Origin of the sequence: Streptomyces sp. CBMA152 (assembly GCF_014596475.1) — a bacterium.
Classification (GTDB): Bacteria; Actinomycetota; Actinomycetes; order Streptomycetales; family Streptomycetaceae; genus Streptomyces.
On sequence record NZ_MECJ01000007.1, the window covers coordinates 91,786 to 112,027 of the forward strand.

General features: G+C 71.9%; 15 protein-coding genes. 11 read left to right on the forward strand and 4 right to left on the reverse strand.

Features of this window, described 5'->3' with window-relative positions:
• Positions 1–148: 148 nt before the first annotated feature.
• The 4 genes from BG418_RS07250 to BG418_RS07265 all read left to right on the forward strand — a co-directional run bounded on the left by BG418_RS07250 (position 149) and on the right by BG418_RS07265 (position 7,171).
• On the forward strand, positions 149–1,852 hold the full coding sequence (locus BG418_RS07250; RefSeq protein WP_317453544.1) for an alpha/beta fold hydrolase: 1,704 nt from the start codon (positions 149–151) through the stop codon (positions 1,850–1,852).
• 315 nt (positions 1,853–2,167) lie between these two features.
• On the forward strand, positions 2,168–5,221 hold the full coding sequence (locus tag BG418_RS07255; protein WP_188272894.1) for a BTAD domain-containing putative transcriptional regulator: 3,054 nt from the start codon (positions 2,168–2,170) through the stop codon (positions 5,219–5,221).
• 93 nt (positions 5,222–5,314) lie between these two features.
• Entirely contained in the window at positions 5,315–5,842 is a 528-nt protein-coding gene (locus BG418_RS07260) for a SigE family RNA polymerase sigma factor (protein WP_188272895.1), read from the forward strand.
• Positions 5,843–5,926: 84 nt separating this feature from the next.
• Positions 5,927–7,171, forward strand: a complete 1,245-nt coding sequence (locus BG418_RS07265; RefSeq protein WP_223184484.1) for a hypothetical protein — start codon at positions 5,927–5,929, stop codon at positions 7,169–7,171.
• A 379-nt stretch (positions 7,172–7,550) separates the two neighbouring features.
• On the opposite strand, the gene BG418_RS07270 is transcribed toward BG418_RS07265, so the two are convergent.
• Positions 7,551–9,242, reverse strand: coding sequence for a bifunctional 3'-5' exonuclease/DNA polymerase (locus BG418_RS07270; protein ID WP_188272896.1), 1,692 nt, complete (start codon positions 9,240–9,242; stop codon positions 7,551–7,553).
• A gap of 77 nt (positions 9,243–9,319) precedes the next feature.
• On the opposite strand from BG418_RS07270, the gene BG418_RS07275 reads away from it, so the two are divergent.
• Both BG418_RS07275 and BG418_RS07280 read left to right on the forward strand, forming a co-directional pair.
• Positions 9,320–10,486 carry a DUF2786 domain-containing protein gene (locus BG418_RS07275; protein ID WP_188272897.1) on the forward strand — a complete coding sequence of 389 codons (1,167 nt, stop codon included), beginning with the start codon at positions 9,320–9,322 and terminating at the stop codon, positions 10,484–10,486.
• 126 nt (positions 10,487–10,612) lie between these two features.
• Entirely contained in the window at positions 10,613–12,697 is a 2,085-nt protein-coding gene (locus BG418_RS07280) for an FUSC family protein (protein WP_188272898.1), read from the forward strand.
• A 190-nt stretch (positions 12,698–12,887) separates the two neighbouring features.
• Here BG418_RS07280 and BG418_RS07285 read toward each other — a convergent pair whose 3' ends face one another.
• Positions 12,888–13,388: a hypothetical protein gene (locus tag BG418_RS07285; protein WP_188272899.1), complete on the reverse strand. Its 501-nt coding sequence runs from the start codon at positions 13,386–13,388 to the stop codon at positions 12,888–12,890.
• A gap of 306 nt (positions 13,389–13,694) precedes the next feature.
• Between BG418_RS07285 and BG418_RS07290 the strand changes: the two genes are divergently transcribed.
• On the forward strand, positions 13,695–13,934 hold the full coding sequence (locus BG418_RS07290; RefSeq protein WP_188272900.1) for a DUF397 domain-containing protein: 240 nt from the start codon (positions 13,695–13,697) through the stop codon (positions 13,932–13,934).
• 115 nt (positions 13,935–14,049) lie between these two features.
• Here the strand turns inward: BG418_RS07290 and BG418_RS07295 are convergent, their stop codons facing one another.
• Positions 14,050–14,553, reverse strand: a complete 504-nt coding sequence (locus BG418_RS07295) for an ATP-binding protein (RefSeq protein WP_188272901.1) — start codon at positions 14,551–14,553, stop codon at positions 14,050–14,052.
• 311 nt (positions 14,554–14,864) lie between these two features.
• On the opposite strand from BG418_RS07295, the gene BG418_RS07300 reads away from it, so the two are divergent.
• The 4 genes from BG418_RS07300 to BG418_RS07315 all read left to right on the forward strand — a co-directional run bounded on the left by BG418_RS07300 (position 14,865) and on the right by BG418_RS07315 (position 18,675).
• Positions 14,865–15,728 (forward strand): Scr1 family TA system antitoxin-like transcriptional regulator, encoded by an 864-nt coding sequence (locus BG418_RS07300; protein WP_188272902.1) that lies wholly within the window; start codon positions 14,865–14,867, stop codon positions 15,726–15,728.
• Between the two features lie 122 nt (positions 15,729–15,850).
• Positions 15,851–17,308 carry an aldehyde dehydrogenase family protein gene (locus BG418_RS07305; RefSeq protein ID WP_188272903.1) on the forward strand — a complete coding sequence of 486 codons (1,458 nt, stop codon included), beginning with the start codon at positions 15,851–15,853 and terminating at the stop codon, positions 17,306–17,308.
• A 178-nt stretch (positions 17,309–17,486) separates the two neighbouring features.
• On the forward strand, positions 17,487–18,023 hold the full coding sequence (locus BG418_RS07310; protein WP_188272904.1) for a DinB family protein: 537 nt from the start codon (positions 17,487–17,489) through the stop codon (positions 18,021–18,023).
• 34 nt (positions 18,024–18,057) lie between these two features.
• The gene (locus BG418_RS07315; protein WP_188272905.1) at positions 18,058–18,675 is read left to right on the forward strand and encodes a PadR family transcriptional regulator; all 618 of its coding nucleotides are present in this window, start codon (positions 18,058–18,060) and stop codon (positions 18,673–18,675) included.
• Positions 18,676–18,804: 129 nt separating this feature from the next.
• Here BG418_RS07315 and BG418_RS07320 read toward each other — a convergent pair whose 3' ends face one another.
• A complete protein-coding gene (locus BG418_RS07320; RefSeq protein ID WP_188272906.1) occupies positions 18,805–20,235 on the reverse strand; it encodes a glutamate decarboxylase in 1,431 nt (476 codons plus the stop codon).
• Positions 20,236–20,242 lie beyond the last annotated feature (7 nt).

A 20,242-nucleotide genomic window follows, 5' to 3' on the forward strand; every position in this document is an offset into this window, starting at 1 on the left:
GTGTGGACCTTGAACCGGGGAGCGCACCTGGTGTTCCGCCGCCCTCCTCCGGGCGCTGCGCGAGGCCGTACGGGACGGGCGGCTCGCGCCCGCGCCGTGAGATTTAGGGTGTTACGGGATAGGCACGTGTCGAGGGGGAGTGGCGGAAGTGAACGATGTGATGAGCGAGTTCGGCTGGGAACGGCTCACGGGCGAGTTCGACGGCGAGCGCATCAGCTGCGCGACAGCCGAGCCGACCGAAGCGATCCCCTCCCTCACCGTCGTCCTGCTCCACGGCGCCGGACTCGGCGACAAGGCCCGGCTCGTCGAGCTGGGGGAGGACTTCCGGGCGAGGGGCCACCGCGTCCTCGCCCTCGACTTCTCCGGGCACGGCGAATCCAGCGGCGAACTCGGCGAGTTGAGCCTGGAGCGGCGGTTCGTGCAGGCGCGGGCGGCGATCGACGCGTACGTACCGCCGCAGCACAGCCTCGTCCTGACCGGCTTCAGCATGAGCGGCCAGACCGTCGCCGACCTGGCCGCGCACTACGGCTCCCGGGTGGCGGGCATCGGGCTCTGCGCGCCCGCCGTGTACGCGGACGATGCGTGGTCCGAGCCCTTCGGGGCGGAACCGGGCGCGCCCGGAATCCCGCCGGACGCGCCCGTCTCCCGCTTCACCGAGATCCTCCGCACGCCCGACAGCTGGCGCGACTGCCGTGCCCTGGACGTCCTGCGGTCGCTGCGCACGCGCGCGGTGCTGGCCGTACCGGCGGTGGACGAGATCATTCCGTACGCCGTCACCGAAGCGGTGGCGACCGCGCTGACCTGCGACAACGAGGCCCGCGTCACGCAGCTCGTCTTCGAGGGCGCGCACCACCGCCTCGGCGTGTGGTTCCGCGAGAACCCCGTCGAGCGGGCCCGGTTCGTGGACGCCGTCCTCGACGACCTGGGCGCGGACGGCTGGGAGCTGACCCGGGCGTGGGTCGACAAGACGTTGCCGGAGGGCGAGCGCGTACGGGACGCGGTGGCGCTGCGGGGCGGGTGGACGTCGCAGATGCGACGCGTACGTACGGAGGCCGAGGGCAGCGGCAGCGGAAGGGAGTTGGTGCTGCGGTCCTTCGCCAAACCCTTCTACCGCCGCCACGCACCCGGCCTCCTCGCGCGCGAGGCCGCAGTCCTCACGCTCCTGGCCGACACGGACGTACCCGCCCCCGCCCTGCTCGCGGCCGACCCGCACGGCGAACACTGCGACCACCCGTCCCTGCTGATGACCCGCCTGGAGGGCGAGGTGCGCCTGGACGAACACGGCCTGGACCACCGCATCCCCCTCCTCGCCCGCCAGTTGGCGACGATCCACCGGGTACGGGCGGAGGGCCCCGACCGCCCCCGCACCTACGAGCCCTGGACCGCCCCCGACCGCGTCCGCATCCCGGCCGCCACCCGCCGCCCCGACGTCTGGCACCGCGCGATCGACGTCCTGCGCCAAGGGCCGCCCGCGTACGAGGGGTGCTTCCTGCACCGCGACTTCCACCCCGGGAACGTGCTGTTCAGCGGCACGGGCGACCAGACGCGGATCACCGGCGTCGTCGACTGGGTCGAGACATCCTGGGGCCCGGCCGACCTGGACGTGGCCCATTGCTCGACGGCTCTGGCGCTGCTGCACGGCGTGAGCGCGGCGACGGCATTCCGCCACCATTACTGGACCGAATCCGCCCATCCCGCCCAAGGCACCCCGTACTGGCTGCTATTGGACGCCCTCACCTACGCACCCGACGCAGAAAAACTGGCCACTCCGTGGCGCGCTCTGGGTCGCACGGACCTGACGCAGGAGGTGTTGGCGGCGCGGCTGGAGGAGTACGTGGCAACGATCCTGTGACGGCGGTCGACACCTGAACCGGCCCAAAGGTTGTACGTCCACGTAAAATTGCCGCAAAAAGTCCCGCCCGCCGACAGCGGTCACCTCGGCCCGGGGGCGGGCCGGAAACGGACGAGATCCCCGGGCTCCACCGTATGGAGCCCGAGGATCTCTCTGTCCTTCGGTTCCGGCCGGACGGTGACACTCCCCCGAGTGTGGGCATCCACCGAGCACCGGCTGGCCGGAACCGATGCACTGATCAAACCAGGCGGCACCAACAGATCGCTAACATGTGGCCAACGGTCAACGGTCAAGAGGGCAGCCGCTGGACGGTCGATGGGGCAACCGGTGGAGGTCGGTGTGTGCATTCGGTTCGGCCTGCTCGGGCCATTGACCGTGCGCGGGGAGCCGGTCGGAAGTGGCAAGATCCGGTCCCTGCTGACCGCCCTGCTGATACGGCCGGGCCGGGTCGTCCCGATCGAGGACCTGAAGCTGGCGCTGTGGGGCGACGAACCGCCCGCGTCGGCGACCGCGTCGCTGCACAACCATGTCGCCCGGCTGCGGCGGCTGCTCGGCGGTGAGGACCGGGTACGCGCCGTGCCGCCGGGGTACGCCCTGCGGGTCGACCCGGGCGAGCTCGACTCCCAGGTCTTCGAGGCGCACGCGCGCGCGGCCCTCGCCGCGTACAACACGGGCGACTGGCCGGTGGTGGCCGAGGAGAGCGCCGCCGCCCTCGCCCTGTGGCGCGGCGCGCCGCTCGGCGGCCTCTACGACCCGGCCGACGGCGAGCCCGCCCTCGTGCAGCGGCTCGGCGAGACGAGACTCCTGGTCCTGGAGTGGAAGTACGAGGCGGAGCTGCGGCTCGGCCGGTATGAGGGGATCGGGCCGGAACTGGCGGCGCTGACCGGGGAGTTCCCGCTGCGGGAGGCGTTCCATCGGCAGCTGATGCTGGTGCTGCACCGCACCGGGCGGCAGGCGGAGGCGCTGGCCGTGCACCAGCGGCTGCGGCGCACCCTGGTCGAGGAGCTGGGAGTCGACCCGGGCCCCGCCGTCCAGGAGGCGTACCAGGAGATCCTGCGCGAGCCCGCCCGGCCCGTCGAGCTGCCCGCCCCGGCCCAACTGCCGCCCGGGCCCGCTCACTTCACCGGTCGCGCCGATGTGCTGGCCGCGCTGCGCACCGCGCTGACCGGGCGCCGGGAGGACGCGTCCCTGGGCGCCAAGGACCTGGAGCTGTCCGGAATCGTGCGCGCCGGATGCGCCCCGGCCGGACCCACCTATCCCGCCGCCTTCGCCGCGCTGTCCGCGCTCGCCGGTCCCGGCGCACCGGTGCTCGCGGGGCGCGCGGGGGCCCGCCCCGACCCCGTGAGCACCCCGAGCGCCGCTCCGATCGCCGTGGTCACCGGCATGGCCGGGGTCGGCAAGAGCGCGCTCGCCCTGCATGCGGCGCACACGCTGCGCGAGGAGTTCCCGGACGGGCAGCTCTATCTCAATCTGCGCGGCGCGACCCCCGGGCTCGCCCCGCTCCCGCCGATCCAGGCGCTCGCCGCGCTGCTCAGCGCGCTCGGCGTCGACTCCCGGCAGGTCCCGGACGTGCCGGACGCGGCCGCCGCGCTGCTGCGCTCGCGGCTCGCCCCGACCCGTACGCTCCTCGTCCTCGACGACGCGGCCTCGGCCGCGCAGGTGCGGCCGCTGCTGCCCGCCGGGGACGGCTGCGCGGTGGTCGTGACCAGCCGTTCGCCGCTGGCCGCGCTGGACGGCGCGACCCGCTTCCCGCTCACCCCGATGACCCCGGCCGAGAGCCTGGGGCTGCTGCGGGCCGTCTCCGGGCGCCAACTGCCGGACGGCGCGGCCCGGTTGGTCGAGCTGTGCGGCCGCCTCCCGTTGGCGCTGCGCGTCGCGGCCGCCCGCCTCGCCGCCCGCAGCGCGCTCAGCCCCGACGCGCTCGCCGGGCTCCTCGACGCCGAGGACGGACGCCTGGACCATCTGGAGTACGACGACCTGAGCGTGCGGCGCTCGCTGGCCGTCGCGCTCGGAGCCCTCGACCCGGACGCGGCCCTCGCGCTGCGCCGCCTGGGCGCGCTCGACCTGCCCGCGTACGAAGTCCCGGTCGTCGCCCGCCTGATGGGCTGCGACGAGCAGCGGACGGGGGCCGCGCTCGACCGGCTCGTCGAGGTCGCGCTGCTCGAAGAGATCTCGTACGGGCGGTACGCGCCGCACGACCTGGTGCGGGACTTCGCCCGCGAGCTGGCCGCCCAGGACGGGGAGCGGGAGGAGGCCGTCGAGCGCGCGCTGCGCTGGTACGCCGAGGCCGCCCGGCAGAGCAGCCTGGTGCTCGCCCCGCCGCACCGCGAGGGCCCGGCGCGGGTGCCGGACCCGGTCGGCGACGCGGCGCCGTTCGCGGACACCGAGGCCGCGCTGGCCTGGGGCGACCGCGAGATGCCCGCCGTCCTCACCCTGACCGAGCGGTACGCGCGTACGTCGCCGACCGTGTTCCTGCTGGTCCGGGCGTATTTCAGCCATCTCCAGTACCGGGGCCGCTACGGCGCGCTGCGCCACCTCAACCGGTTCGTCCTGACGGCCGCGCGCGCGTGCGGCGACCGCGTCGCCCAGGCGCACGCCATCGGCGACCTCGCCGGGGCGCACTTCCTGGCCAGCCGGATCGAGGAGGCGCTCGCCCTCAACGACGAGGCGATCGCGCTCTGGCAGGAGCTCGGCGAGCGGCAGCGCACCCAGCGCACGCTGGCCAACCGGGGCATGCTCCTGGAGCGCCTGGGCCGCCATGCCGAGGCCGCCGAGCCGCTGGAGCAGAGCCTCGCGCTGACCCGTGAACTCGACGACGCGTACGGCGAGGCGATCATCCTCAGCCATCTCGGCAACCTCCATGAGCACACCGACGCGCGCGTGGCCATCGGCTACCACGAGCGCAGCCTCGCCGCCGGGCGCCGCATCGGCAGCGACCTGCTGACGTCCACCGCCCACTGCAACATCGGCTACGCGCACATCACCCTCGGCGAATGGGCGGCCGGCGTCGTCCACTTCGAGGACGCGCTGCGCATCCTCGGCGAGAACGGCGACTGGCACGGCCGCTCCCAGTCCGGCGTCGGCCTGGTCCGGGTGCTGGGCGAACTGGGCCGCACCGACGAGGCGTTCACCACCTGCACGGTCCTGATCGACCAGGCGGCCGAGCGCTGCGACAACTACACCGTGGGCCTGGCCCGCCGCGAGTACGGCCGCCTTGAGTACGGGCGCGGGCGCATCGCCGAGGCGCGCACCCAGTGGCGCCTGTCGCTGACGGCCCTGGAGGGCCGCGACCCGAAGGGGTACGCGGAGGTCGAGGCGCTGCTCGCGGCTCTGGAGCCTGATGGCGACGAGGTCGCCGAACGCGTGTGACACACGGAGCCGACAAACTCGTGTGAAACATTCTGCGACCCCCGTCGCGTCAGTGAGGTGTAGGGGCGTGAGCGGTACGGGGGTCGGGGGAGCATGGGAAAGCCGGGGCAGCAGCGGCAGTCGCGCGCGGAGGAGTTCATGGAGTTCGCGGCGGGCCGCGCGAACCACCTCTTCCGTTCCGCGTGCCTCCTGACCAGCGGAGACGTCCATCTGGCCGAGGACCTGGTGCAGGAGACGCTGGGCCGGATGTACGCGCTGTGGGGCCGGATGTCCCGTATCGACAACCCGGCGGGCTACGCCCAGACCGTTCTCGTACGCACCTTCCTCACCCACCGACGGCGGCGCTCGGCCACCGAACGCCCCCTCGGGGAGCTGCCGGACCGCGCCGAGCACAGCGACGAGGACCCGGCGCTGCGCCTCGCGCTGCTCGACGCGCTCGGCCGCCTCGCGCCCAAGGACCGGGCGGTGGTGGTGCTGCGGTACTGGGAGGACCGCAGCGTCGAGGAGACGGCGGACGCGATGCACGTCAGCTCGGCCGCCGTCCGCACCCGCTCGGTGCGCGCGCTGGCGAAGCTGCGCGAACACCTGGGCGGCAGCCTCGCGGAGCTGTCGGCGCACTGAGGACTGAGCACTGAGTACGGAATACGGAATTTCCGGCATTCGATCATGATGCTTCGATCACGACGCAAGGAGTGGGGTCCCACCATGCCTTTTGAAGACCAGCTCGGCGAGGCGATGCGCCGCACGGGCGACAGTTTCGACCCACAGGACCGCCGCGCGCTGCTCGACCGGGGCCTGCGCAGCGGCCGCCGCCGGTTGGCACGTCGGCGGGCGGCCACGGTGACCGGGAGCGTGGTGGCACTGGCGGCGGTGGGCCTCGGCGGCGCATGGGCGGGCGGCCTGACCGACGGCTCGTCGTCCGGCTCGGGATCCGGTTCTGGCTCCGGCGCGACCGCGTCCGTGGCGGCGCCGCCGAAGACGTCGCTCCCGGACGGGGTGGTGGTCACGTCCGACCAGATGATCAAGAACCTCAAGGGGCTGCTCCCGGCCGGTAAGACCAGTCAGGAGATGGGGCAGGGCGCGGGCCCGGACGACAAGTCCGCCATGCCCAGCGCGTCCGTCGTCCTCGACGACGGCAAGGGCGCGGCGGCCGTCGGGATCGCGCTGAGCACGGTCGACCCGGCGGGCCAGAGCGCCGCGCAGTTCGTGACCTGCCCGTCCAAGGCGATCGTGGACTACGACCAGTGCACGACCGAGGTGCTGCCGGACGGCTCCAAGTACATGTTCTTCCAGGGATACGAGTACCCCGACCGCCGCGAGGAGACCAAGAACTGGCGGGCCACGCTGCTCACGCCCAAGGGCGTACTGGTCGACGCGACTGAGTACAACGCGCCCGCCGAGAAGGGCGCGAAGATCAGCCGGGTCAGCCCGCCGCTGACCGGGGCGCAGATGAAGTCGCTGGTCACCGCCGAGGTGTGGAAGACGGTCATGGCGGGCGCGAAGGTGCCGGGCCGGGAGAAGGTGCCGAACAACGAGCCGAGTGCGGCGGCGATGCAGCGGGAGTTGGCCGCCTCGATGCCGAAGGGGCTGACCGTCGAGGACAAGGGCGGCCAGAGCGGCTACGCGTTCCTGGTCGTGAACGACGGCAAGGGCAAGAGCCTCGTCCAGATCAACGTCCAGCCCGGCATGCGCGACCTCCCCCTCCAGGGCACGGTGTGGAACCTGCCCGACGGCACTCGGGTCGCCGAGGACCAGCGCCCGGGCGAGAAGGGCGGCGCGGGCGTGGTCTGGTGGACGGTCGACACGGTCCGCTCGACCGGCCTGCGCGTAGTGGTCAGCGCCTTCAACACGGGCAACGAGAACTCCCCGTCCACGCGTGAGGCTCCCGCCCTGACGATGGCGCAACTTAAGGCGATTGCCCTGGACAAGAAGTGGGCGATGCTGCGGTAGGGCTGCGCCTTTGTGTGGTTTTCGTCTGCGGGCCGGTGGGGCTGGTCGCCCTTCTTTTCCCCACCCCACCCCTTCCCGAAAGCCTCCGGCGGTTGTCGGTCGGCTGCGGGCCGGTGGGGGCCGATCGCGCAGTTCCCCGCGCCCCTTGGGTAGTCCGCCGCAGCCGGAGAACGCGGCTCAGCCACAGTCCTTTAGGAGCGCGGGGCTGTGACATGTGCGGCTCCGCCGCGCGGGCGCGAGCAACGTCCGGGCCCCGTTAGGGGCGCGGGGAACTGCGCGAGCAAGCCAGCACGGTCCGCACTGAACCACTGGCCTGTTAGGGGCGCGGGGAACTGCGCGACCAGCCCCCACCGGTCCGCACCCGAAGCGCCGCGCCCACTCACTTCGCCTCCGAGTACCGCTCCACAACCGCCGTGGTGAACGGAAACCGCACCGGGGTGTCCCCGAAGGCGATCCGCCCAGCAAGCTCCCCCGCCGAGCGGATCGCCGTCACCACATCCGCCGCCTCTTCAAGAGGACAGTGCACGATCACCTCGTCGTGCTGGAAGAAGACCAGCTCGGCCCGCATCCCGGCGGACGCGAGCGACGCGCGGAGCGCGGCGAGCAGCAGCAGTGCCCAGTCGGCCGCGCTGCCCTGCACCACGAAGTTACGAGTGAACCGCCCCCGCGCACGCGCGTTGCTCGACGCGTACCCCGGGGTGAACTCGCCGTCCGAGGACGGCAGTTCACCCTCCTGGGGCAGCCCCGCCTCACCGTCCTCACCCGCACCGGCAGCCGGCGGGCTGGTACGGCCGAGCCACGTCCGTACGAGCCGCCCCTCCTCACCCGCCTTCGCCGCGTCGTCGACGTACGCCACGGCCTTGGGGAACCGACGCCGCAGCGCGGCGAGGTTCTTCAGGCCGTCGCCGGACGTCTGCCCGTAGATCGCACCCAGCAGCGCGAGCTTCGCGTGCTCGCGGTCGCCGGAGAACGCGCGGTCGGACAGCGACGTGTACAGGTCGCCGTCGTGACCGGCCACCTCCATCAGCCCCGGGTCGCGGGAGATCGCGGCGAGGACGCGCGGCTCCATCTGGTCGGCGTCCGCGACCACCAGCCGCCAGCCCTCGTCGGCGACGACCGCCTGCCGTATGACCTTGGGGATCTGCAGCGCGCCCCCGCCGTTGGTGGTCCAGCGGCCGCTCACCGAGCCGCCCGGCGTGTACTCCGGGCGGAAGCGCCCGTCGCGCACCCAGTCCTGCAGCCAGCTCCAGCCGTGCGCGGTCCAGATCCGGTACAGCTTCTTGTACTCGACGAGCGGTGCGACGGCCGGATGGTCGATCTCCTCCAGGGCCCATCGTCGGGTCGAGGTGATACGGATCCCGGCCTCGGCGAACGCCTTGATGACGTCGGCCGGCAGATCGGGCCGCACCCGGCGGCCGAACGCGGCCGACACCTCGTCCGCGAGCTCGGCCAGGCGCCGGGGCTCGCCACCGCCCGCGTACCGCTCGCCGAGCAGGCCGTGCAGCATCTCGCGATGGACGTCCGCCCGCCATGGCAGGCCCGCCCGGTTCATCTCGGCCGCGACCAGCATCCCGGCGGACTCGGACGCGGTGAGCAGCCGCATCCGGCCGGGGTGCAGCGCCGCATCGTGCCGCTTCTGCTGGTCCGCGTACACCTCGACCAGCGCCTCAAGCGGCAGCCCGGTGCCGCTCGGCGGCTCGAACAGCGGGGACTGGCGGCCGGGCTCGGCGGCGCGGGCGGGGGGATCGGGCGGCACCGGGAGGCGGTGCAGCCGGGCCCACGCGGCCGCCGCCGAACGCGGCTCGCCGAGGCGTCCCTCGTGGCCCAGGAGCAGCAGCTCCGCGTCCTCGATGTCGTAGCACCGCTCGACGCGCACGCCCGCGGCGAGCAGGCGCGGGTAGATGTCGGCGGTCGACCGCCACACCCACCGCGTCACCTCGGGCCGCCCCCGCACGGCGGCGGCCAGCTCGCCCTCGTGCACCACGGCCCCTTCGGGCAGCCCGTCCCGCCCGAGGGCGACGAGCCGCGCGCCGCCGTCCTCGGTGGGGTCGATTGCCCACTTTCCGTCCACGAGTGCGAGTGTGACACCGGGCACTGACAATGCCCTGGTGAGCGCGGCGCGCACGGATACGCAAGGGAGACACTTCGATGCCAGCGGGGCACGCGGGGAACACGACGGTCGAGCGGGCACTGGCCGCCGCGCTGTACGCGGAGACGGACGCGGGCCTCGACACGGGCGCGTCGTTGCTGGCCGCGGACCCGTCGTCGGACACGGAACTCGCCCTGCGCGGACAGGAGTTGATCGAGGGGGTGTGGGGGAGGGGCTGGCAGCCGGCGGATGTGATCCGTATGGTCCGCCGCGAACTCGAGGAGCCGCACGTACGGCTGGCGGGCGAGCTCGTACGCGTACAGCTGAAGCGGTACGAGCAGCTGCCGCCGCGCTGGCGGGAGCAGGTGGACGCGCTCGGGGAGCCGGAGCCGTCCGGTCGGGCGGAGGACCGCTTCACGCGCGCGACGACCGTCCTGGAGCTGTACCGGCTGCTGCTGCGGCTGCCCGCGATCGAGCCGGTGGGGCCGGTGCCGGGCGCCACCGTGCACGCGCCGCCGCCGCACGGCGAGCCGAAGGCGCTGACGCGGATCCGGGCGCTGCTGGTCAAGGCGGAACGGACCGAGTTCCCGGACGAGGCGGAGGCGCTGAGCGCCAAGGCGCAGGAGCTGATGGCGCTGCACAGCATCGACGAGGCGGTGCTGGCGGCGGGCGGGCGGCGCGCGGACGGGCCGGGGGCGTGCCGGATCGGGGTGGACGCGCCGTACGAGACGTCCAAGGCGATCCTGCTCGACGCGGTCGCCTCCGCCAACCACTGCCGCGCGGTGTGGAACGGCGACCTCGGCTTCTCCACGGTCGTCGGCTTCGAGCCGGACCTGGAGGCGGTGGAACTGCTCTACACCTCGCTGCTGGTGCAGGGTACGGCGGCGATGACGCGCGCGGAGGCCGCGCAGCGGGCGGGTGGTCGTAAGCGCACGAAAACGTTCCGGCAGTCCTTCCTGCTGGCGTACGCCCACCGCCTGGGCGACCTGCTCGCGGCCACGGCCCGCTCGGTCGAATCTGCCGCCGAGGCCGCCGACGACAGCCTCCTCCCGGTCCTCGCCACGCGCGCGGTGGCGGTCTCCGACCGCACGGACGAGATGTTTCCGCGGACGGTACGGACGCGGGTGCGGGGCGCTTGGGACGAGGCGGGGTGGCAGGACGGCGTCGCCGCCGCCGACCGCGCGCACCGCTCCCCGGGCCGTGGCGCGCTGCCCCCAGCGGGGTGACGCCCACAATCGGGGCTGCGCCCCGACCCCCGTTTTCGTCTGCGGACCGACTTGGGTTGCTCGCGCAGTTCCCCGCGCCCCTAACCCCCTAGGGGTGGGGTGGGGGATTTGTCCTAGGCTCGGGGCATGAGCTGGCTCCGGTCACTGAAGCACACCGCCCGCTCGGGCCTGACCGTGGAGCGCAGGCGCCTGGAGCCCGCCATCGCCCTGCGCGGGGCCGCAGGACTCGCCCTAGTCGTCGGGGTCAGCCTCGCACTGCTCGGCCCCACCGCCGCCGTCAGCTCCGCCTTCGGCGCCTACCAGGCAGCCATCGCCACCTTCCAGAGGAGCTGGCGCCCCAGGCCCGTACTCGCGCTCGCCTCCGGCGCCAGCCTCGCGATCTCCACCTTCCTCGGCTACCTCGTCGGCGCCCACTCCCCGTTCTTCCTGCTCCTGCTCGCCGCGTGGACGTTCGTGTCGGGACTGGCCTGGGCCGTCGGCCCGACCGCCGGCATCATCGCGTCCTCGAACGTCGCGATCATGCTGGTCACCGTCACCCTCCCCACCGACCTCGCCGCCGCAGCGGGCCACGCCGCGATGATCGCGGTCGGCGGGATCGTCCAGGCGGCGCTCATCGTGCTGGTGCCCGTACGCCGCTGGGGCGCCCAGCGCGACGCGCTCGCCGACGCCCTCGCCGCCGAGGCCGACTACGCGCGCCGGCTCAGACACGACCCGCGCGCCCCCTTCGACCCCGAGCCCCTGATGACCGCGCGCCTCGCCGCCGCCGTCACGCCTCGCGAGGCCCGTCGCCGCCCGGCCCAGCTGCACGGCACGCGCGGGGTCGCCGAGCGCATCCGCCCGGTCCTGGCCTCGCTCGCCGACCCCGCGCTCGGCGTGCCGGAGGAGGGCCCCGAGCGCGACCGGGTGCGCGAACTGCTCGGCGCCGCCGCCTCCGTGCTCGACGCGGCCGCCCGCGCCATCCGGCACGGCGTGGCCGTCGACATCCCCGCCCCCGCCGAGGCCGCGCTGCGTACGCCCGACACCGGCGCGATCCTCTCCGGTCCCGCGTACCGCGCGGCCACCCGCCTGACCGCGCTCCTGAAAGACGTCGTGGAGACGGCCGCGGGCACCGGCGGCGCCGGGTCCGAGCCGCTGCTGCGGCCCACTCTGCCCCGACTGATCCCGCTCGCCCTGCGCACGATGCGCACCGAGTGCGGCCGTCGCGACTCCCCGGTCTTCCGGCACGCGGTGCGCGTCACCGCGGTCGCCGCCGCCGGCTACCTGCTCGCCAAGACCCTGCCGCTGGGCCACGGTTACTGGGCGCCGATGGCTTCGGTCATGGTGATGCGCCCGGACTTCTCCCAGACGTACGAGCGCGCCGTCGCCCGCTTCGGCGGCACCCTCGTCGGCGTCGCCCTGGCCACCGGGATAGTGCGCCTCACCCACCCCGGCACCGCGCTCTCCGCCGCCCTCGCGGTGCTCTGCGCGTTCCTGATGTACCTGCTGATGCGTACGGGATACGCGGCGGCCAGCGCCTGCGTCTCCGCGTACGTCGTCTTCCTGCTCGGCATGGGCGGGCTGCGGTGGACGCAGACCGTGCCCGACCGTGTGCTGCTCACCCTGCTCGGCGGGCTGCTCGCGATGGTCGCGTACGCCCTCTACCCGGCCTGGGAGACGCCCAGGCTGCGCACCCGGCTCGCCGACTGGCTGGCCGCCTGCGGGCGTTACGCAGCCGCCGTCGTCACCCGGTACGCCGACCCCGCGGCCCCCGCCGACGAGGTGCGCCGCGCGCTGCTCGCCACCCGCGCGGCCCGCCTCGCCTGGCAGGAGGCGCACGACCGCGCCACCCACGAGCCCGTACGCCACCGGGGCCTGTCGCGCGCCGCCGCCGACGAGGCCGCGCACGCGGTGAGCCAGCTCGGCCGGATCGCGATGCTGATGGAGGCGCATGTGCCCGAGAGGGGCGCGACCCCGGTCCCGGCCGCCGCCGCGTACGCCGGGGCGCTGCGCCGCGCCACCGAGCGGGGCGCGAAGGCGGTACGCGAGCGCCGCGTCCCGGACTGGGACGAGGTCGAGCAGGCGCTGGCGGCCTGGGACGGGGAGGGAGTGCCCGATCGCGTCGTACGCAAGGGAGCGGGGCTGCTGCTCCGCTCCCTCGACGACTTCTCCGAAGCGCTCACCGCGCCCGCCCCGCCGATGTCCGTCAAGGACGCCGAACCGGCCGGCGGTTAGGGCCTGTCCGGTGGATCTTGCCTGGGACGCGCGGGGCTGGCACGCACATCTGCTGCGTTGTCGTCGGTTGCCGACGCTCCGCGTCGACGCCCTCCTCCGCCTTGCAGCTGCACGCACCAGCCCCCCGCTCACCAGCACCGAAAGGGCCTCCGGGACCGCAGGCGGCCAGATCCACCGGACAGACCCTAGGTCAGGGCTTCGGCAGCCCGGTCGTCGGCACGCTCGTCGGGAACTTGCCGTCGAGCGCCGACTTGGCGAACTTGTCCGTCGTCCCGCTCTCCCACTTCACGGTGAGCGTCTTGCCGTCCGCGCTCAGCGTGGGCATGCCCGCGACGCGGTCGGTGTTGCCGTCCGCGCACTTGAGCTCGATCATCGCCATGCCGTTGTCGTTGACCTTGCCGGTGCACGTGTGCTCGCCGCCGAGCGCCACGGTCGTCCCGCTGATCACCAGCGCGGTGGGCTTGCCATTGGCGATGGTCGCCCACGCCCCGGCGATGTCCTTGGCGCTCACCTTGGCGCTGTCGCCGCCGCTCTGCCCGCCGCCGTTGCCGGGGCTCGCGCTCTGCGCGCCGCCACCGGTGTTCTTGTCCTTGGACTTGTCGCCGCCGCTGTCGGAGCTGGAGCACCCGGCCAGGGCGAGACAGGCGGCGAGGGCCACGGCGCCCGCCCCGGTACGTACATGCCTGCGCACTGCGAAATCCCCTTGCTTCCACGCTTCCCGGACCGCGACAAGCTACCAGCCAGTGGCCTTCACCACGTTGCCGCCGCCATCGCCCATTGGTTTGAACCAGAGTTGCCCGCCAGGCGTCTCTTCTGTGGGGGGAGGGCCCGTGCCCGTACGCCGTGGACGTGCCCCGGAGCGTACGGAAACGACTGTAACGGCCCGAGCACCCCGCGTGCACGTGCATATGCTCATGCAGGCGCACATGAACACGGCTATGATCCGGGGCAGTTGACCTTTCACAGATGCACGTCTGCACATCCCCCGGGAGCGACCTTGCACCACGCGTACAACGGCATGGCGGCAACAGAGCTTCAGGGTGTCGTCTGGCAGAAGAGCCGGCACAGCAACTCCCAGGGGACCTGTGTGGAGTTCGCCAGACTGCCGGGCGGAAGGGTCGCCGTCCGCAACTCGACGTTTCCGGACGGACCCGCGCTGGTCTACACCCGGGCGGAGATCGAGGCGATGCTGCTCGGCATCAAGGACGGCGAGTTCGACCACTTGATCGTGGACTGAGTGGACTGAGTGGACTGAACTGAATGGGCTGATCAGCCGCTACGAATGACCCGTAAGAAGCAGAGAAACCGGCCGCCCCGCGTCGGACGGCCGGTTCAGTCGGTATGCCGCGGTCTCAGTCGACCGGTTGGAGCCGGAACAAGGCCCAGACCACCTTGCCGCTCAGCGTGCCGGTGAGCGGGTGCCAGCCCCAGGAGTCGCTGAACGAGTCCACCAGGAACAGGCCGCGCCCCGACTCCGCGTCGCAGTCGTCCGAGCCGGGCGAGGACGGGCTGTCCACACTGGGGTCGCGCACCGCGCACACCAGCCGGCTCGTCCAGCGCATCAAGTGCAGCCGCACGGGCGGCGCGTCCGACTCGCGGGCGGTGTCGGCGGGCAGCGCGTGGCGCAGGGCGTTGGTGACGAGTTCCGAGACGACCAGGGCCACTTCGTCGAACCGCTCCGAGAGATCCCACTGGCCGAGGGTCTTCTTGGTGAACTGCCTGGCTCCGCGCACCGCTTCATAGCGGGCGGGCAGCGCACACGAGGCGGAACTGGCCACGGCGGACGGGTCGATGGGCGGGAGGGCATGCCTTAAAGGCTCCAACGGCTCCAGCATGGTCGATCCATTCGTCCCCATGCGAGGCACTCCCGGGATTCGCGGCCGTGGCGGTACAGGCGAACGTGGCGTACAGCAGAACAGAACGCTGGGCAGAGCAGGACACAAGACGAGCACGCAGGTGCGCGGGGACCATGGTTCCGAATGCCCGCTCCTGATGCAAGGGCAGATGCACGTGCACGCGCCGGACCCGTCCCACCCCGTGGTGATTCTTGCTCATTTCTTCCCGAGGCCGATTTCCGAGCTTGACCATTTCCGTAATCGATTGAGTACGGGGTGAAGCGTTTTGGTGGCAGACTGCCGTGCACCGTCGGTTGGGGAGGGACAGCGAAGTGACCGCAGGAGAGTCGAGCGGGTCGGTGGTCCGGCGCATTCTGCTGGGATCACAGCTCAGGCGCCTGCGCGAGTCCCGGGGCATCACCCGTGAGGCCGCCGGGTATTCGATCAGGGCGTCCGAGTCGAAGATCAGTCGTATGGAGTTGGGGCGGGTGAGCTTCAAGGCAAGGGATGTCGAAGACCTGCTGACGCTCTACGGGGTCACCGACGACGCCGAGCGCGCGTCGCTCCTGGGGCTGGCCAAAGAGGCCAACATCGCGGGCTGGTGGCACAGTTACGGCGATGTGCTGCCCGGCTGGTTCCAGACGTACATCGGTCTGGAGGGGGCGGCCTCGCTCATCCGGATCTATGAAGTGCAGTTCGTGCACGGCCTGTTGCAGACCGAGGCGTACGCGCACGCCGTCGTCAAGCGCGGGATGCCGAACGGGTCGCACGCGGAGATCGAGCGCCGCGTCGCGCTGCGCCTGGAGCGGCAGAAGGCCCTGGTCTCCGAGCGCGCCCCGAAGTTCCACGCGGTGCTCGACGAGGCCGCGCTGCGCCGCCCGTACGGCGAACGGGACGTGATGCGCGGCCAGTTGAAGCACCTCATCGAGGTGTCCGAGCAGCCGAACGTGACCCTCCAGGTCATGCCGTTCAGCTTTGGCGGCCACGCGGGCGAGAGCGGGGCGTTCACCTTGCTGCGCTTCCCCGAGTCGGACCTCTCCGACATCGTGTACCTGGAGCAGCTCACCAGCTCGCTCTACCTGGACAAGCCCGAGGAGGTCGCCCAGTACGAAAGGGCGATGGAACGCCTCCAGAAGGACAGCCCGGGACCGGAGGAGAGCCGCGATCTTCTCCGTGGACTACTCCAACTCATCTGATACGTCAGTACGATGACGTCACATCAGGGTTGTGCACCAGAAGCGGGGGACACAGTGGACGCGACGACGAACACGTTCGCGACGGACACGGTGGCGGCGCAGTGGCAGCAGTAAGGGATGGCATGTCCTTCTTCACCGACCTGGCCCACCAGTACATCGACGGCGAGTGGCGCACCGGCAGTGGGTCCTGGGACATCATCGACTTCGATCCGTACAACGGGGAGAAGCTCGCCGCCATCACGGTCGCCACGGTGGAAGAGGTCGACCAGGCGTATCGCGCGGCCGAGCGGGCCCAGACCGGCTGGGGCGAGACCAACCCCTACAGCCGAAGACTGGTCTTCGAGCGCGCCCTGCGGATCACCGAGGAACGCGAGTCCGAGATCGTCGAGGCCATCGTCACCGAACTGGGCGGCACCCGCCTCAAGGCCGGTTACGAGGTGCACCTCGCCAAGGAGTTCCTGCGCGAGGCGATACAGCTGGCGATACGCCCCGAGGGCCGCATCCTGCCCTCCCCGGTCGACGGCAAGGAGAACCGCGTCTACCGGCTGCCGGTCGGCGTCGTCGGGGTGATAAGCCCCTTCAACTTCCCGTTCCTGGTGACGATGAAGTCGGTCGCACCGGCCCTCGCGCTCGGCAACGCCGTCGTCATCAAGCCGAACCAGAACGCGCCCGTGGTCGGCGGCGGGCTCATAGCCAAGATCTTCGAGGACGCGGGTCTGCCCGCCGGGCTGCTGAACGTGCTGGTCACCGATATCGCCGAGATCGGCGACGCGCTGATAGAGCACCCGGTGCCCAAGGTGATCTCGTTCGCGGGCTCCGACCGCACCGGCCGCCATGTGGCCGCCGTCGCGGGCAGCCACTTCAAGCGGGCGATCCTCGAACTCAGCGGTAACAGCGCGCTGGTGGTCCTTGAGGACGCGGACATCGACTACGCGGTCGAGGCGGCGGTTTTCAGCCGATTCGTGTACCAGGGTCAGGTCTGTATGGCCGCCAACCGGGTGCTGGTGGACCGCAGCATCGAGCAGAAGTTCACCGAGAAGTTCGTCGCGCGCGTGCTGGCCCTCAAGACCGGCGACCCGTCCGACCCGGCGACCGACATCGGCCCGGTGATCAACAACTTCCAGGCGGACGCGCTGACTTCACTGGTCGACCAGGCCGTCGCCGAGGGCGCCACCGCGCTCGTACGGGGCCGCACGCGCGGCAACCTCGTCGAGCCGACCGTCCTGACGGGCCTGCCCGACGACTCCCCGCTGCTGCGCCAGGAGATCTTCGGCCCGGTGGTGCTGCTGCTCTCCTTCGACGGCGAGGAGGAGGCGGTACGGATGGCCAACGACAGCCCGTACGGACTGAGCGGCGCCGTCCACACCGCGAACGTGGAGCGCGGCGTGCGGTTCGCGAAGCGGATCGTCACCGGGATGATCCACGTCAACGACTCGACGATCCAGGACGAGCCGCTGGTGTCGTTCGGGGGCGAGAAGTACTCGGGCCTCGGCCGGCTGAACGGCGACTCGACGATCGAGGCGTTCACCACCCAGAAGTGGATCTCGGTCCAGCACGGCAGGAGCCGCTTCCCGTTCTGAGGACGGGTCCCGGCTGTCCGGCGAACGCGGCGGCTGTGCGGGCGAACCCGGCGGCTGTGCAGCGGACAGTTCCGCAGTCGCACGCGGTTCGCCGCCCGTCTAGGACGGAACCTGACCTCATTGGTCCCTAACGTGGTGTTCACCAGCACGGCAGGAACCCTGGAAGGGCGTACGGATCATGGTCACTCACGTTCCCTCTGAGCAGTCCGGTGACGAGCGCGGCGCGCTGCTCGCCTTCGTCGAGGCCCAGCGCGGCGGTCTGCGCCGCGTGGTGCTCGGCCTCACCGAGGAGCAGGCCGCCAGCCGCCCGAGCGCCAGCGAGCTGTCGCTCTCCGGGCTGCTCAAGCACGTCGCCGAGGTGGAGCTCAACTGGCTGCGGCTGGCGCAGCAGCGGCCGAACGAGAAGCAGCGCACGATGGAGACCTGGGGCGACAGCTTCCGGCTCGTCGAGGGCGAGTCGATCCCGCAGACGCTGGCCTTCTGGGACGAGGTCGCGGCGGAGACCACGGAGTTCATCCGATCGGTGCCGTCCCTGGACGACACCTTCCCGCTGCCCGAGGCGCCGTGGTTCCCGAAGGACACGTCCGTCTCGATGCGGTGGCTCATGCTGCATCTGATCGAGGAGATCGCCCGGCACGCCGGGCACGCGGACATCATCCGCGAGTCGCTGGACGGCAAGACGGCGTTCGAGCTGGTCGCGGAGGCGGGTGCCTGACCGTCCGGGGGGCCGGGCGCCCTAGGGTGGTCGTATGTCAGCGATCCGCCTCCTCGTACTCGGTGCGGTCCGCCAGCACGGGCGGGCGCACGGGTACCAGGTCCGCAACGACCTGGAGTACTGGGGCGCCCATGAGTGGTCCAACGCCAAGCCCGGTTCGATCTACCACGCGCTGAAGCACATGGCGAAGCAGGGCGTGCTGCACGCCCACGAGATCGCGCCGAGCCCGGCGGGCGGCCCGCCCCGCACCGAGTACGAACTCACCGACGCCGGCCGCGAGGAGTTCCTGAACCTTCTGCGCACGGCGCTCACGTCGTACGACCAGAAGATGGACCTCCTGTCGGCCGCGATCGGCTTCATGGTCGACCTCCCACGCGCCGAGGTGGTGACCCTGCTGCGCGCCCGCCTGGAGAAACTGGAGGCTTGGCGCACCTCGGTGACCGAGTACTACACCCCGACGGAAGGCCCCCAGTCCCTGGGCCACATCGGCGAGATCATGAACATGTGGGTCCACTCGTCAGACGCGGACGCGGAATGGACGAGGGGCCTGATCGCCCGCATCGAGGCGGGCGCGTACGTGTTCGCGGGGGAGGGGGAGCCGTTCGTGGGTGTGCTGGAGGAGGGGGAGGAGAACCCGTACGCGGTCCCTTAGGGGCGCGGGGAACTGCGCGACAAGCCCCCACCGGCCCGCAGACAACAGCGCACCCAATAAGGGGCGCGGGGAACTGCGCGACCAGCCACGCACGGCCTGCGGCCAAGCGACGCACCCCGCACGACGCGCTCAGTGATGGAACGCAGTGGCCACCGAAGAATCCCGGTCCAGAGGGCCGGTCTGCCGCCGCAGCTCGGGCAGGAGCCGATCCAGGTCCTCGACCAGCATCGCCGCAAGGTCCGACGAGAACCCGTTGCGGCACACGACCCGCAACACGGACAGATCCTCCCGGTTCGCCGGGAACGTATACGCGGGCACCAACCACCCCCGCTCCCGCAACCGACGCGACACGTCGAACACGTCGTACCGCTTGACCTCCGCGGCCGTGGTGAACGCGAACACCGGCAACTCATCGCCCCGCGTGAGAAGTTCGAAGTCCCCCAGCGCCTCCACCCCCGCCGCCAACGTCCGCGCGACGTCCCGCGTGGTCTGCTGCACCGCCCGGAACCCCTCCCGCCCCAGCCGCAGGAACGTGTAGTACTGCGCGACCACCTGCGCCCCCGGCCGCGAGAAGTTCAGCGCGAACGTGGGCATGTCGCCGCCCAGATAGTTCACCCGGAACACCAGCTCCTCCGGGAGCTCCGCCGCCGAGCGCCACAGCGCCCAGCCCACGCCGGGGTACACCAGGCCGTACTTGTGCCCCGACGTGTTGATCGACGAGACCCTGGGCAGCCGGAAGTCCCACACCAGGTCCTCGTCCAGGAAGGGCGCCACCATCGCCCCGGACGCGCCGTCCACATGGACCGGCACGTCCAACCCCGTACGCTCCTGCAACGCGTCGAGCGCCGCGCAGAGTTCCCCGATCGGCTCGTACGATCCGTCAAAGGTCGAGCCGAGCACCCCGACCACACCGATCGTGTTCTCGTCGCAGAGCTCGGCCGCGGCCTGCGGGTCGAGGTGGAAGCGGCTGCCCTCCATGGGGACCTGGCGCGCCTCGACCTCCCAGAAGGCGCAGAACTTCTCCCAGCAGACCTGGACGTTGACGCCCATCACCAGGTTGGGACGGGCGTCCTTGCCCGGGTAGCGGTCCGCGTTCTTCTTCGCCCAGCGCCGCTTCAGCGCCATCCCGGCCAGCATGCACGCCTCACTCGACCCCGTCGTCGAGCAGCCGACCGCCCCGGCCGGGTCCGGCGCGTGCCACAGATCCGCGAGCATGGCCACGCACCGCCGCTCCAGCTCGGCCGTACGCGGGTACTCGTCCTTGTCGATCATGTTCTTGTCGCGGCACTCCGCCATCAGCACCGTGGCCTGCGGCTCCATCCACGTGGTGACGAAAGTGGCCAGATTCAGCCGGGAGTTGCCGTCCAGCATCAGTTCGTCGTGGACGATCTGGTACGCCGTCGACGGCACCATCGGCCGGTCCGGCAGCCGGTGCCGGGGCGGCGCGGACGTCATGGAGCCGACCGGGTCGGCGTCCCCGAAGAACGGGTTGAGGGCGAGCCGCCCGCCCTCCTTCTCGTGCTCCTGGTCCTTGTCACTGCCGCCCCGGTGCAACGCCATGGGTGCC